This window comes from Psychrobacter sp. Rd 27.2, from assembly GCF_001921755.1.
Lineage (GTDB): Bacteria > Pseudomonadota > Gammaproteobacteria > Pseudomonadales > Moraxellaceae > Psychrobacter > Psychrobacter celer.
Map to the genome: position 1 here is coordinate 1 of NZ_MRYB01000012.1, position 14,367 is coordinate 14,367.

Genomic DNA, 14,367 nt, shown 5'->3' on the forward strand with positions numbered 1-14,367 from the left:
TTAGAGAGCCATGTGGTAAATAGTCTCTTTATTTTAAAGGCTTTATACTTACTTTTCCAGATTAGGGACACGCCCTAAGCATTTTTACTAAATGTTTTCACTTAGGAGCTTTCACTTAGCAGGCTTTTGTTAAATTCTTAAAGCGCTGTGCTGCTCACTTATTCACCTGTAGGGTTTTGTCTATAGGGTTTTTGCGTCAATTCAAATATAATATCGTCTGTCCTAAGACAAACCGCCCTTACTGAGATATTATGATTGAATTAATAAAAAAACTGCCAAAAGCTGAGCTACATTTGCACATCGAAGGCTCGCTCGAGCCTGAGTTGATGTTTCGATTGGCGCAAAAAAACGACATCCAAATACCTTATAAAGACATAGACGACGTCCGCCGCGCCTATAACTTTACCAACCTACAAACCTTTTTAGATATCTATTATGCTGGTGCCAACGTCCTTATCACCCAGCAGGATTTTTATGATTTGACGTGGGCCTATATCCTAAAGTGCGTCGAAGACAACGTCATTCATACCGAGATATTTTTTGACCCGCAGACCCATACCGAAAGAGGTGTTGAGTTTGCAACCATTATTAATGGTATCAAATCAGCGCTGGCAGATGCCAAGGCTGAGTACGGTATCAGCTCTTGTATCATCATGTGTTTTTTACGGCATTTGTCGCAAGATGCAGCATTTGAAACTTTAGAGGCTGCCATGGCATTCAAAGATGATATCGTCGGAGTGGGCCTTGACTCATCCGAGCTGGGCAACCCGCCGTCTAAGTTTACAGAAGTATTTAGACAGGCCAAAGCCGCTGGCTTCAAAGTGGTCGCCCATGCTGGCGAAGAGGCAGATTTTTCTTATATTTATGAGGCGTTAGACGTTTTACGCAGTGACAGGATCGATCACGGCGTGCAGGCGATACATAGCGAGGCACTGATGCAGCGCCTAAAAGAGGAGCAAATGCCGCTGACCGTTTGCCCGAATTCCAATATCGAGCTTAAGGTGTTTGAGAGCTATCAAAACCATAATATAAAAACGCTGTTAGACTATGGGCTAAATGTCAGCGTTAACTCTGACGACCCTGCGTATTTTAAAGGTTATATCAATCAAAACTTTATCAATCTGGTAGAAAACTTGCCGCTGACAGAAGACGATATCGTCACTTTGGTAAAAAACTCCTTTAGAGCGTCATTTATAGACGATGATCTAAAACAAGCGTATTTGGCACGAGTGGATCTTGCGCTGCAATAAGCACGGCTCACGATGTCAAAAAAGGGGGAGCGCTTTATATAATGCGCTCCCCCTTTTCATTGCGCGACTTGATAGCGACGTATCCGATTTATTTGGACTCGACCATATCATTGGCCGCACTTATAAATCAGTAATCGCTTCTATCAGCGGCGGCAGTATCACGCCTGCTTTTTCTGCAAACGTGATATCGACGATGGTGTTTGGCGTGGGATTGGGGTTTATCTCAATAACTTGCGCGCCGTTTTGTTTGGCTAACTGTGCCAATCCCGCAGCAGGATAGACGAGGCTTGAGGTACCGATACTGATAAACACCTCGCAATTAGCCGCAGCTTCTTCGGCAGTCTGCCACGCCTGTACAGGTAGCGCTTCGCCAAACCAAACAATATCTGGTCTGATATAACCACCGCAATGCGGACAGGTGAGCAAGGTGTTGTCAAAGCTCATATCGAGACGCGTATTAACGCTCATAGTGTTTTGCATAATGTCTTGATGGTCGGATGGGGCGCTTGATTGCTCCTGATAGGGCGCATTACACTGACCACAACGGTTGCGCCACAGATGTCCATGTAGGTGAGTCACCGAGCTACCCGCTTGTTCATGCAAGTCATCGACATTTTGGGTGATGAGTGTCACTGTTTGATCGGAGGTTTGCGCGTGATACTGCCACTGAGCCAATGCATGATGCGCAGGGTTTGGCGCTTTATCAGCCACCAACTGCCTGCGCCACTGATACCATGACCATACTAGCTTTGGATCACGAGTGAATGCTTCAGGAGTGGCCAAGTCTTCGACACCGTAGTTTTCCCATAACCCTGTTTGCTTATCTCGAAACGTTGGGATGCCGCTTTCTGCAGAAATACCAGCCCCAGTCAAAATGCAAATACGTGATTTCGATTTCAACAGTTGTGCTGCACGCTCTACTTCTGCTATGAGTGCGGGTGTTAATTCTGCTAACATGAGCCAACCCTTATTAATGATGGATATGTTTTCTTATGATAGACGGAATGTGGTGGCTTGTCATACTCTTCACTGTGATTGCCGCCTTGTGGTTATTGGCAAAATCACGTGGCGCAAAGACGGACGCAGGGCGCAGTGGTAAGCAATCAAACCAGCTGCCTTCTAATGACGCGCTACAAAAAACCTCAGTGCTGTTTAAGCAGTTTTTTCCTGATTATCAAGTCACGCGTAAAGCCAAGCATTTGCTCATCCGTAAACACAATAAAAAAGTGGCGATGATTACCATTGATAAAACACTGGCAGCCGGTCAGCGCCGTTTGGGCGATATTCCTGTGATCAATTATCACCGCGTGCCCAGCCGCGCCCAGCTTGCTACTCATTTGCAAGAGGCAGAGTAGGCGGCGCTTGTATCAGTGGATAAAGAGCAAGTAGGTATTTTAAAAGAAAGTTTTTTAGAGCTGGCCGTTTAACAAGTTGACCGTTTAACAGAGGCGGCTTAAATAGTTACGTGACGAATAACAAGCGAGAGGCTGCGAGTACATTTAACAACACTTGATAAAAGCTACTAGGTCATGATAAATAATATCAAAAGATTTGAAGTGTTGAGATTAAAGGACTTTAGAAGTATGAGGTAATGCTAAGGAAGGATGAAATATAGTGATTGGTGCGCTCGGCGGGAATCGAACCCACGACCCTCGGCTTCGGAAACCGATACTCTATCCAACTGAGCTACGAGCGCATAAAACAGACTTAAAAATCAAGACCGCTTAGTCTAACAAATAAAAGTCAGAAAGCCAATAAACGAAGGCAGAGATTGAGGTTTTTTAAGAAAAAACAGGATAGTCATTAAACAAGCATGGCAATCTACCCGCCTTTTCCCTTATAATGTCAGGGAGAATTCATATTTATAATCACCGATTGCAAGTGTGCTGGCACGCGGGATGGCTGTTTGCTATTGATGACGAGAGGTCGTCAAAGGAGGACAGACAGAATGTCCGAGCCGTGCCAGCCTTTGTATACGTAATAAGAGAACGTGACGAATGAGAAAAGTAGTTATGTTATCGGCAGCTGCCATTCTAGGAATCGCTAGTATCGCGGTGAGCCAAGCTGAAAGTGTTGTAGACACGCCTGTGACTGTTTCTGATGTAGCAGAAGAGCAGGAAGTGGTGGAAAACGCACCTGAACAGTTGGGCGATGACCCACAAGCTGCTGCAGATACCACTGATGGCGACGCTGCGACTGACGCTGCGGCCTCAGAAGATGGTCAAGCAGATGACGCAGTAGAAACTGCCGCTGCCGCCCCTGCCGCCGAAGAAGAGATTCCACAAGATACGCCGCAAGTGCAAAAGCTGATCGCGCTATATCCAAACTTGATTGCTCGTATTCAGCCAGTTGCCAAAGTCTGTTTCGAAGACGACGAAGTGTGTGACGTGACCGCGCGCGCCGCTGGCCCAGCCGCTGGCGATGGCCCTCGCGACGGCAAAGCTGTATATAATGCGGTATGTCAGACATGTCACGGTGCAGGCCTACTTGGCTCACCTGTGTTAGGCGATGCTGGCGCATGGGGTCCACGTATCTCAAAAGGTAAAGACACCCTATATACCCATGCCATCAATGGTTTTAACGCCATGCCTGCCAAAGGCGGTGCGGATATCCCTGATGAAGAAGTCCAAAACGCTGTCGATTATATGGTTGAGCAAGCAAGCTAAGCATTTGCTTTTATCGGCTTAGAGTGTTTAGTATAGCCTGAATAGGCATCCGTAACCTGTCACGGTCTATTGACTTGTCGTGAGCGACTTGCCGCAAATTATATGTATCTGTAAGCTATATGTGTAAAGCCTATAACTCGCCTATTTCATTTTATGAGGTAGGCGTTTTTTTTATGATGAGTATTATCAAACGAATGGTTCTGGTAAGGCACCGTTGAAATCCGACCTTAGTAGCCTCATTTTATGAGATTACATCGTCTCATTTAGCTGTTTTTCTCTTCTCAAACGCTTTTACATCGATAATCAATAAAGAGGTATTCATGTCTGAGGTACCAGCACTTGCTATCCAGAATTTATCCAAAACCTATGGTAATGGGTTTTCGGCACTCAAAGATGTCAGTTTAACCGTCCCGCAGGGTGGTTTTTTTGCGCTGCTGGGGCCAAACGGTGCTGGTAAGTCAACGATGATTGGCATTATTAGCTCACTTTTTAAACCCACCACTGGTAGTGTCAAAATCTTTGGCACCGATTTGCTCGAAAACCCAGCGCTGGCCAAGCAGTATCTTGGTGTGGTGCCGCAAGAGTTTAACTTTAATCAATTTGAAAAAGTCCAAGACATCTTGATTACCCAAGCAGGGTATTTTGGTATCCCGGCCAAAGAAGCCCGTCCAAGAGCCAAGCGCTTGTTGACCGCGCTTGGGCTGTGGGATAAGCGCAACAGTAAATCACGCGAGCTATCTGGCGGGATGAAACGTCGTCTGATGATTGCTCGTGCTTTGATTCACAAACCAAAACTATTGATTTTGGACGAGCCGACGGCTGGGGTCGATATCGAGCTGCGCCGCTCTATGTGGGAGTTTATGCAGCAGATCAATATCGAAGAAAAAACCACCATTATCTTGACCACTCACTATCTTGAAGAAGCAGAGCAGCTGTGTAAACGCATTGCGATTTTGGATCATGGTGAGATACGCATCAATACCGAAATGAAAGATTTGCTCGCTCAATTGTCGGTGGAGACATTTGTTTTTGATCTTGAAGCCCCGTTGACCCAGCCGCTAGAGCTGGATGGGGTGACAGGGTTGTCGCAGCCTGATGAGCAGACCCTAGAGGTAACCTTAACAGAAGGCGAGTCATTAAATGGTGTGTTTAACCAATTATCTGCTCAAGGCATTACGGTGGCCAGTATGCGCAACAAAGCCAACCGCTTAGAAGAGCTATTTATGCGCTTGGTAGAAAAAAACATTCAAAGTGCAGACAGTATGAAGGAGGCGGGATTATGAGTCAAAAGGCCGTTGATCAAGATCAGACCATCGACTATCACAAAACCATGTCGTGGAATAAAAGATGGATCTCTTTTCGTACCATCTGGTTAAAAGAGGTGCGCCGAATCCTGCGTATCTGGCCGCAGACCCTACTGCCACCTGTCATTACCATGAGCCTGTATTTTGTCATCTTTGGTAAGATGATCGGCTCACGTGTCGGTGAGATGGGCGGGGTGCCGTATATGCAGTTTATCGTGCCTGGTCTAATCATGATGGCGATTATCACCAACAGTTACTCCAACGTTGTCTCAAGCTTTTTTAGTGCCAAGTTTACTGCCAGTATTGAGGAGCTTTTGGTTTCACCGGTCTCCAAGCATGCGATTTTGATGGGGTATATCAGCGGCGGTATTTTCCGTGGGCTGGCGATCGGTTTGATTGTCTCGATTGTGGCGTTGTTTTTTACCGATTTGGGTATCGAGCACTTGTTTGTCACGGTGTTTACCGTCCTTGGTACCTCGATTTTGTTTTCATTAGGCGGCTTTATCAACGCGGTATTCGCTCGCTCGTTTGATGACATCTCTATCATTCCAAGCTTTGTATTGACGCCGCTTACTTATCTTGGCGGGGTATTTTATTCGATGGAAAACCTCTCACCGTTTTGGCAAAACGTCTCGTTATTGAACCCGATTGTCTATATGGTCAACTCCTTCCGCTACGGTATTTTGGGGTATTCTGACGTCAACGTTTGGTACTCGATGGCGGCGATTTTTGTATTCTGTGCGATATTTTATACCATCGCTTATCGTTTGTTGAGTAATGGCTCACGCGTGCGCTTGTAGTGGTCAGCGTGTGAAGCGATAGCGATGCCCAAAGCGCTGTCGGTTGAGCAGTTAAGGTTTAACGACTAAATAGTAGGAAAGTAAATGAGCATACATGGCATCTTAGGTGAGCAAACCACCGATTATCCGACGCAGTATAGTCCAGAGACGCTATATCCGATTGCGCGCAGTCTGGGTCGTGACGCGATTGATTGGCAAGACGATAAATTAGCGGTGGGGGTGGACTGGTGGCAAGCTTTTGAGATGTCTTGGTTAAATAAGCAAGGCGTCTCGCAAGTTGCCATTGCGCGCTTTGCTATTCCTGCCAGCTCGCCATTTATTGTCGAGTCAAAATCGTTGAAGCTTTACTTAAACAGCCTAAATTTTACCGAGTTTGCCAGCTGGGACGACGTGCAGGCACTGATAGCCAAAGACTTATCAGCCTGCGTGCAAGCTCAGGTAGCCGTTGAGTTGTTTCGCTTAGACGATGAGACATTTGGGCTACATATTGCTCAGCCTGATGGCGTCTGTATTGATGATGCCTTGGCAAATAGTAGCGAAAAGGTAACACTGTGTGCGCATCCCGATGCGTCATTGCTGCGTGATGAAGCAGAGGCGCTTGGTGAGAGTGTGATAAGTGATGGCACTCAGCCTTATCATTTTTATTCTAATTTGCTGCGTAGTAACTGTCCGGTGACCAACCAGCCGGATTGGGGTACATTAGCTGTGTCAATCACAACGGACCAACCCCTTCATACGGCCAATATGCTGCGCTATCTCTTAAGCTTCCGTCAGCACAATGGTTTTCATGAGCAGTGCGTCGAGCAGATATTTGCTGACTTGAGCCAACACTATCAGCCACGCGAACTGATGGTTCGTGCGTGGTACACCCGCCGCGGCGGTATCGATATCAATCCTTGCCGCGTCAGTGATATGAGTTTGTTGCCGACGCCAAGTCGTCTGATTCGTCAATAGAGCCATAGTTGAAATAGCTTGGCTGATACAAAAAAAGCGCCTGTCTTATTCAATAAGACAGGCGCTTTTTATCGCATAGGTTTTACTAATAAAACTATTTGCTACTTACTTTTGCCATGACTTCTTCGCGGCTGAGCATTTGTTTTTCTGATTCACGGCGATTGACGTATTCAAACTTGCCTTCGGCCAAGTTACGGTCAGAGACCACGATGCGATGCGGGATACCAATCAGCTCAAGATCGGCGAACTTGACCCCTGGACGCTCATTACGGTCGTCTAGCAATACGTTGACGCCCTGCGCTTTTAGCTCTTCGTATAACGCGGTGGCCGTTTGCATGACGGTTTCTTCTTTAGACTTCATCGGAATGATAGCGACTTCAAAAGGCGCAATCGAGTCCTCAACGGTCGGCGTTTGTGGCCACATGATGCCGTTTTCGTCGTTATTTTGCTCGATGGCTGCTGCGATGATACGGCTGACGCCGATACCATAACAGCCCATCATCATGGTCAAAGGCTTGCCATCCTCACCAGAGACGGTTGCGTTCATCGCTTGCGAGTATTTATCGCCCAACTGGAAGATATGACCGACTTCGATGCCGCGTTTGATTTTGAGCGTGCCTTTACCATCAGGAGAAGGGTCGCCTTCTTGCACATTACGCACATCAACGATACGCGTAATGCTGGCGTCACGTGCCCAGTTCATGCCGATGGTATGTTTATTCACTTTATTCGCGCCTGTCACAAAGTCTGACAAGGTCGCCGCTGAGCGATCGACAAATACCGGCATATCCAAATCCACACCGATATAGCCTTTATGCAGGCCAGCGGCTTTTAGCTCTTCATCAGAGGCCAAGGTCAATGGCACGTTGGCTTCTTCGATTTTCTCAGCTTTGATGGTATTAAGCTGATGGTCACCGCGTAGTACCACCGCAATCAGCTGCGGCGTGCCATCTTCTTTATGACCATGGACGATCAAGGTTTTGACGGTATTGGCAAGCGGGATATCTAAGTGTTCCGCCACCATCTTACAAGTGGTCATGCCTTCGGTGAGCACGTCTTCGCGCTCTTGCTTTGGCGGTTGGCGTTCAGCCATATTAAATGAGATAGATTCGGCAAGCTCGACGTTGGCCGCATAGTCTGAGGAGTCAGAAAAAGCGATATCATCTTCACCGCTGTCAGCCAACACATGAAACTCATGCGAGGCAAAGCCGCCGATAGAGCCGGTATCCGCTTGTACCGCACGGAAATCTAAGCCTAGGCGGGTGAAGATACGCGTATAAGCCTCATACATATCATGATAAGTCTTTGCGAGCGAAACTTGATCGACATGGAACGAGTAGGCGTCTTTCATAGTGAACTCACGCGCGCGCATCACGCCGAAGCGGGGACGAATCTCGTCGCGGAATTTACCTTGAATTTGAAAGAAGGTAATCGGTAGCTGCTTATAGCTGCGCAGCTCGCCTTGGGCTAGATTGGTGATGACCTCTTCGTGTGTCGGGCCTAGCACAAAATCCCGATCGTGACGGTCTTTAAAGCGCAATAGCTCAGGACCATAGTCATCAAAACGCCCGGTGGTCTGCCACAGCTCAGCGGGCTGCGTCATCGGCATCAGGACTTCTTGAGCGCCTACGTTTTGCATCTCTTCACGAACAATACGTTCGACCTTTTGTAAGACGCGTAGCCCCATGGGCAACCAGATATAAAGCCCCGAGGCGATTTTGCGAATAAGACCGGCGCGCACCATCAACTGGCTTGAGACGATGTCGGCGTCGCTTGGGGTTTCTTTTAGAGTGGCAAATAAAAATTGACTGGCTTTCATAAATAAAGCGTAACCTTATCAACGATAAAAAAATAAGAAATAGTGGGGTGTTGAGCATAGGGCTATCGTTTCATGGACGCCGTAAGCTTACCTTTATCACTTAGCAATGAACTAGGGGCTTCCTAGTAGATAATGTGTCGCAACTGGTCTCTAACCACTAATCGCGGGCAACTACGCTTTTGCGGCCAAGACACTGGTAAAGCAGTATCGTCTCAAAACTGCTCTCACAATAAAAGGGCAGATTTTGATTGACGTATTGATGAGTAGGCGGCGACATATGGGAATTGAACAAGTCATCAAACGTGTGATGAAAACCTATCTTGCAAAAAACCTGACCAATAAATCTGTGCCGACATTTTATCAATACAATCTGTCTATGTTAGGTAAAGTTCGCCTAAGACGCAATGACTTTTTGTGTTTTCAGCCGCAACTTTGGTCAAAGAATGGCAGATGATTATTGAGACTCGATTATTTACCAGTGTTAAGCTGATTTATGGCAAATGGCGCGCGTATTTTTACTCATAATCTGGTCGCAGGTTATGTTGCGTCTTGGTAGTTATTACTTGAAGTAATAGGTGATTAGTAGCATTTACAGATTTATAGTTAATAGTATTTATATATAGTTAGTAGCATTTATAGACAGACAAGCGGATGAGATAGGCAAGTGGTATCACGCAGCGAGATAAAAGTACGATTTGATAATAGCGAGGCAATAAAAAGCGCTGTTAAGTCGCTATCGCCAAGCGACTCATCTGCTCTATATAACTGATAATACTGAAGGTGGTGTCAATGAATCATCCCGATAATAAAGCGCCTGCGGATAACGCGCGCGACAACAAATATCCAGCGCCAAATCCACCAACAAAAAAGCCCATTGCCTTTATGGCGTGGCTGATATTGCTGATTGGTTTGGCCGCGCTGGCGTTTGCTATCTATAGTATGCCGCCGGCAAGTGAAGAAGCGCCTATCGAAACCATCACTCGTGAGGGCGTGGTGACGCAAATTCAGCAGTTAAATCGTCTACAAACGGTGGCTTTTAGCGTGGATACAGTGATTACCAGCGAGCGGCAAGGCAGCTGGATGAAGCTGTGGCAAGATGAACAAAAGGGGCTGTTTATCGCGCGTGGTCGAGTAGATGCGGGCATAGATTTGAGTGCGCTGACGCCTGAGATGGTACAAGTCATCCAGCCCGATCCAGCGACTGATGACAGTGAATCGCTGCGCAAAGCTGCCCAAAATGACACGCAGGCCACAACTGTCAATACCGCTGCCATGATGCCGCAAATCAATATCACTTTACCGCCGTCAGAGATATTTTCAGTATATCTGGATGATATTGAGATTTATGACTGGCAGACGGGCGCGTTTGGGCTGATGCAGGTCGATCCAAAGATACTTGCGCAAGCACAGACCATGGCAAAAAAAGAAGTGCTCGAGCGTGCCTGCCGCGGTGATGTGATGAATATTGCCTTGCAAAACGCCCAGACACAGCTGCAGCAGTTATTTGCCATGACGGGCGCGGTGGTGACGGTGACCACCCAAGGCGCGGGAGCGTGTCAGTTGCCCTCGTAGCACGTCAGTCGACTGTATTATGATTTTTTAAACTCAGCAATGGCCAACTGACGAGCCGCTTTATGCTCGACCATCGGCACAGGGTAGTCGATATCAGCAAACTTGCCGCCCTTTGCCAGCTCTTTACGCATCTTGTCTTCACTATGCAAAATGCTGGCAGGAATATCTTTTAATTCAGGTAGCCAAGTTTTGATAAACACGCCATCCTTGTCATGTGTTTTGCCTTGGCTAAAGGGATTCATGATCCGGAAGTAAGGCGCAGAGTCCGTACCGGTTGAGGCGCTCCACTGCCAGCCGCCATTATTAGAGGCAAAGTCGCCATCGATCAGCTGCTGCATAAAATAGCGCTCGCCTAAGCGCCAATCAATCAGCAAGTCTTTGGTCAAAAACATCGCTGTGACCATACGCAGGCGATTGTGCATAAAGCCAGTCGCATTTAGGCCGCGCATCGCCGCATCAACGAGTGGCACGCCTGTCTTGCCAGTACACCATGCCTCAAGGTCATCCTTGTCATATGACCAATCAATCTTCTTATCTGTCTCTTCTTTATAGGCCTTGTGGCGGATAAGAGCCGGCTTGTCCACTAGCACATGGCGATAAAAGTCGCGCCATGCCAGCTCACTTATCCAGCGATTGATGTCTTCATTGTCGCCATCATTGCCGTGTAGTTTTTCTTGCGCTAGGCTTGCCTGTAGATAGCATAATCTAGGACTGATGACGCCAATGGTCAGGTAGGCGGATAGCTGACTGGTGGCCTCGAGGCTAGGCGTATCACGGCTGATATCATAGTCGTCGATGTCGTCGGCAATAAAGTCGTTTAGACGCTGACAGGCGGCTGTTTCGCCTGCAGGGTAGGCGGCGCGGGCTTTTGTTAATTGAGCATCCATATCGAGATGCTGCGATAAATCAGCCTTTTGCCGTGCGTTTTGATAAGTGCTGACCACCTTGTTACTCAATGCTTCGATGTCTTGTAGCGTGGTGGCGCTGTCTTTTGATAATTTTAGCTCGATTTTATTATTATTTATGGCGGTGGCTTCATGCATTTGTATGCTGCTGATATCCAAAGTATGCCGCCATTTTTTATAAAACGGGGTAAACACTTGATACATGCTATCGCCATCATTGGTGGTGATGCTTTGTGGTGGCAAGATACATTGGTCGTGCCAGCGTACAAACTCGATACTGTCCTTTGCTAGCTGCTTTGCTAGTTTTTCATCACGGTCGATCTCATTGCCTTCGTACTCATGATTGGCCATGATACAGCGGATATTATTGTCCTGACACAGTATGCTGAGCGCGTCGATGCAGTCGGCAAAGCTGGGGCAACGTTGTACAGTCAATGTGATGTTTAGCTGCGCTTGTAGCGATTTGGCAAGTATGGGCAAGGTGCGGGCGATATGATCCACCTGTACTAAGGAAGTATCGTGCGCATGCCACTGCTCTGGCGTCAAAAAAAACACCGCACTGACGCGCGCATGATCTGCCTGCGCGCGCTCACAAAGTGCCGTCAGCGCTGTATTGTCATGCAGTCGTAAATCTCGGCGAAACCACATTAGATAATGCGGTATATTCATATCCGTATTATCATTGTTATCGCCATTAGCAGACGCAGTCTTAGACATGCAAGTATCCTTATACCAATCAATCGTAATCATAAACAAAACTATGAATAAAAGTATGCTAGGATAAGTTTTTTGATGCAATGGGTTTGGCAGATGAGTAACAAATCAGCATCATAGAATCAGGTCAACATAAGAGGGATACAACGAGATTGGGATCACCAGACTCTCAGTGCAATATACGCTCAGGACAAGGGTAGATATTGAACCTATTAAATCTTTTAAGCCTTTCAAATTAAGGTCAAACAATGCAGGTGAAGTTTTGCGGGTTTACCCAGCTCAGTGATGTTCAGACCGCTGTGCAGTTGGGTGTGGATGCGGTTGGTTTGGTGTTTTATCCACCAAGCCCGCGTGCTGTCACGCCCAAACAGGCGCAGGCATTGAGTGCCGCTGTACCAGCGTTTGTCAGTGTCGTGGCACTGGTGGTCAATATGACTCATGATGAGCTGCTGGCGCTGGCAAACCATGTACCTTTTGACATCATTCAATTCCACGGCGACGAAACGCCTGAGCAGTGTCAGCAGCTGGCAAGCGCGGTCAATAAACGCTGGATCAAGGCGCTACGTATCGATGCCGAGCAAGACACGGCAGCTAGCGTGCGCGCGCGTATCGATAGCTTTGCCGCGATGGGTGCCAGTAGTATCTTGCTCGATGCTTATCATCCGCAAAAATACGGCGGTACGGGCGCGCGCTTTGATTGGAGTTTGATACCACAGGGCAGCGCGTTACCGATTGTTTTAGCCGGCGGCCTCGCTGCTGATAATGTCGCAGGCACACTTGATTTACCTATCTATGGCGTCGATGTCAGCGGCGGTATCGAATCTGCTAAAGGCAAAAAAGACGCTGCCAAAATGCGCGCCTTTATGAAGGCAGTCAAACGTGACCGATGGCAAAACGAGACGGTCACTGACGGGCTTTAAGATAATTGCTATATTGGTGTCTATGTGATGTCTATATCTTGTTATTTGCTCGTTATTCCGAATTTTTGCTTGTCGCCTAGTTATATGACGATATGGCGGCAAGCCTAGACGCTTTATCTCCTTCATCTTTATATTAAAAGCCCCCACTTATCGTAGGAATTATCATGAGTCATGCCTCAAACAAAGCGCTATCTGATGCTGCAAAATCTATCAATACATTTACCAATCCAGCAGATGTGCAAGACTTTAATCAATACCCTGATGCACGCGGACACTTTGGTGTCCATGGCGGTCGTTTTGTTTCTGAAACGCTGATGGCAGCATTAGAAGAGCTTGAAACCTTATACACCAAAGTCAAAGCTGATCCGGCTTTTTGGGAAGAATATCACAATGATTTGGTCAATTATGTCGGTCGCCCAACCCCACTTTATCATGCCAAGCGCCTGAGTGATGAGATCGGCGGCGCGCAGATTTATTTTAAACGTGAAGACCTCAATCACACAGGCGCACACAAGGTCAATAATACCATCGGGCAGGCACTACTTGCCAAGATGTGCGGCAAAAAACGCATCATCGCCGAGACGGGCGCAGGACAGCATGGCGTGGCGACAGCGACAATTGCCGCGCGCCTAGGCTTAGAGTGCATCGTCTATATGGGCGCTGATGACGTCGAGCGCCAAAAGATGAACGTCTATCGTATGCGCCTGCTTGGTGCGACAGTGGTGCCAGTGACGTCTGGCTCGCGCACTCTCAAGGACGCGATGAACGAAGCGATGCGCGACTGGGTGACCAACGTTGACACCACTTATTACATCATCGGCACCGTTGCAGGGCCGCATCCTTATCCGCTACTGGTACGTGATTTCCAAGCGATTATCGGTAAAGAAGCCCGTATTCAACATTTAGAAAAAACCGGCAAATTGCCTGATGCGTTGGTTGCCTGTGTTGGTGGTGGCTCCAACGCGATTGGGCTGTTTTTTGATTTCTTAAATGATACTGACGTCAAAATGTATGGCGTCGAAGCAACGGGCGACGGTATAGAGACTGGCCGCCATTCAGCGCCATTGGCCGCTGGCCGTATCGGTGTGCTGCATGGCAACCGCACTTACCTGATGGCGGACGATGAAGGTCAAATCCAAGAGACGCACTCTATCTCAGCGGGTCTTGATTACCCTGGCGTCGGTCCTGAGCATAGCTTCTTAAAAGACATGAAACGCGTCGAATATGTCGGCTGCACTGATAAAGAGTCGTTGCACGCCTTTCATGAAGTCACGCGCAAAGAAGGCATCATACCTGCATTAGAGTCTGCGCATGCTGTCGCCTATGCATTGAAACTGGCGAAAACCATGACCCCTGAGCAGAGCATTGTCGTCAATATGTCGGGTCGCGGTGATAAAGACTTGCATTCAGTGATGAAGGCAGAAGGGATTGCGTTGTAGTGGCGAGCATTGTTTTTGCGACAA

The 14,367-nt window shown here is 47.5% G+C and carries 12 protein-coding genes and 1 tRNA gene; 9 read left to right on the forward strand and 4 right to left on the reverse strand.

Annotated elements, in window-relative coordinates:
- Positions 1-251: 251 nt before the first annotated feature.
- Positions 252-1,250: an adenosine deaminase gene (locus BTV99_RS10090; protein ID WP_075102247.1), complete on the forward strand. Its 999-nt coding sequence runs from the start codon at positions 252-254 to the stop codon at positions 1,248-1,250.
- 120 nt (positions 1,251-1,370) lie between these two features.
- Here the strand turns inward: BTV99_RS10090 and BTV99_RS10095 are convergent, their stop codons facing one another.
- Positions 1,371-2,207, reverse strand: coding sequence for an NAD-dependent deacylase (locus tag BTV99_RS10095; protein WP_075102248.1), 837 nt, complete (start codon positions 2,205-2,207; stop codon positions 1,371-1,373).
- Between the two features lie 35 nt (positions 2,208-2,242).
- Here BTV99_RS10095 and BTV99_RS10100 point away from each other — a divergent pair, with 35 nt between their 5' ends.
- Positions 2,243-2,605, forward strand: a complete 363-nt coding sequence (locus tag BTV99_RS10100) for a hypothetical protein (RefSeq protein WP_075102249.1) — start codon at positions 2,243-2,245, stop codon at positions 2,603-2,605.
- Positions 2,606-2,869: 264 nt separating this feature from the next.
- On the opposite strand, the gene BTV99_RS10105 is transcribed toward BTV99_RS10100, so the two are convergent.
- Positions 2,870-2,946: transfer RNA gene (locus BTV99_RS10105), tRNA-Arg, on the reverse strand.
- A gap of 301 nt (positions 2,947-3,247) precedes the next feature.
- Here BTV99_RS10105 and BTV99_RS10110 point away from each other — a divergent pair.
- From BTV99_RS10110 to queF, 4 genes are all read left to right on the forward strand, one after another.
- The gene (locus BTV99_RS10110) at positions 3,248-3,916 is read left to right on the forward strand and encodes a cytochrome c5 family protein (RefSeq protein WP_075102250.1); all 669 of its coding nucleotides are present in this window, start codon (positions 3,248-3,250) and stop codon (positions 3,914-3,916) included.
- A gap of 320 nt (positions 3,917-4,236) precedes the next feature.
- Positions 4,237-5,199 (forward strand): ABC transporter ATP-binding protein, encoded by a 963-nt coding sequence (locus BTV99_RS10115; protein WP_075102251.1) that lies wholly within the window; start codon positions 4,237-4,239, stop codon positions 5,197-5,199.
- Between the two features lie 47 nt (positions 5,200-5,246).
- Entirely contained in the window at positions 5,247-6,020 is a 774-nt protein-coding gene (locus BTV99_RS10120; RefSeq protein ID WP_075102327.1) for an ABC transporter permease, read from the forward strand.
- A gap of 84 nt (positions 6,021-6,104) precedes the next feature.
- A complete protein-coding gene (gene queF, locus BTV99_RS10125; protein WP_075102252.1) occupies positions 6,105-6,974 on the forward strand; it encodes an NADPH-dependent 7-cyano-7-deazaguanine reductase QueF in 870 nt (289 codons plus the stop codon).
- Positions 6,975-7,068: 94 nt separating this feature from the next.
- Here queF and BTV99_RS10130 read toward each other — a convergent pair whose 3' ends face one another.
- Positions 7,069-8,793 carry a proline--tRNA ligase gene (locus tag BTV99_RS10130; RefSeq protein ID WP_075102253.1) on the reverse strand — a complete coding sequence of 575 codons (1,725 nt, stop codon included), beginning with the start codon at positions 8,791-8,793 and terminating at the stop codon, positions 7,069-7,071.
- A 789-nt stretch (positions 8,794-9,582) separates the two neighbouring features.
- On the opposite strand from BTV99_RS10130, the gene BTV99_RS10135 reads away from it, so the two are divergent.
- On the forward strand, positions 9,583-10,365 hold the full coding sequence (locus BTV99_RS10135; protein WP_075102254.1) for a DUF4230 domain-containing protein: 783 nt from the start codon (positions 9,583-9,585) through the stop codon (positions 10,363-10,365).
- A gap of 17 nt (positions 10,366-10,382) precedes the next feature.
- On the opposite strand, the gene BTV99_RS10140 is transcribed toward BTV99_RS10135, so the two are convergent.
- Positions 10,383-11,987, reverse strand: coding sequence for a deoxyribodipyrimidine photo-lyase (locus BTV99_RS10140; RefSeq protein ID WP_075102255.1), 1,605 nt, complete (start codon positions 11,985-11,987; stop codon positions 10,383-10,385).
- Between the two features lie 245 nt (positions 11,988-12,232).
- On the opposite strand from BTV99_RS10140, the gene BTV99_RS10145 reads away from it, so the two are divergent.
- Both BTV99_RS10145 and trpB read left to right on the forward strand, forming a co-directional pair.
- Complete coding sequence (locus tag BTV99_RS10145; RefSeq protein WP_075102256.1) at positions 12,233-12,904, forward strand: phosphoribosylanthranilate isomerase; 672 nt, start codon at positions 12,233-12,235, stop codon at positions 12,902-12,904.
- A gap of 164 nt (positions 12,905-13,068) precedes the next feature.
- Positions 13,069-14,343, forward strand: coding sequence for a tryptophan synthase subunit beta (trpB, locus tag BTV99_RS10150; protein ID WP_226941092.1), 1,275 nt, complete (start codon positions 13,069-13,071; stop codon positions 14,341-14,343).
- Positions 14,344-14,367: the final 24 nt, after the last annotated feature.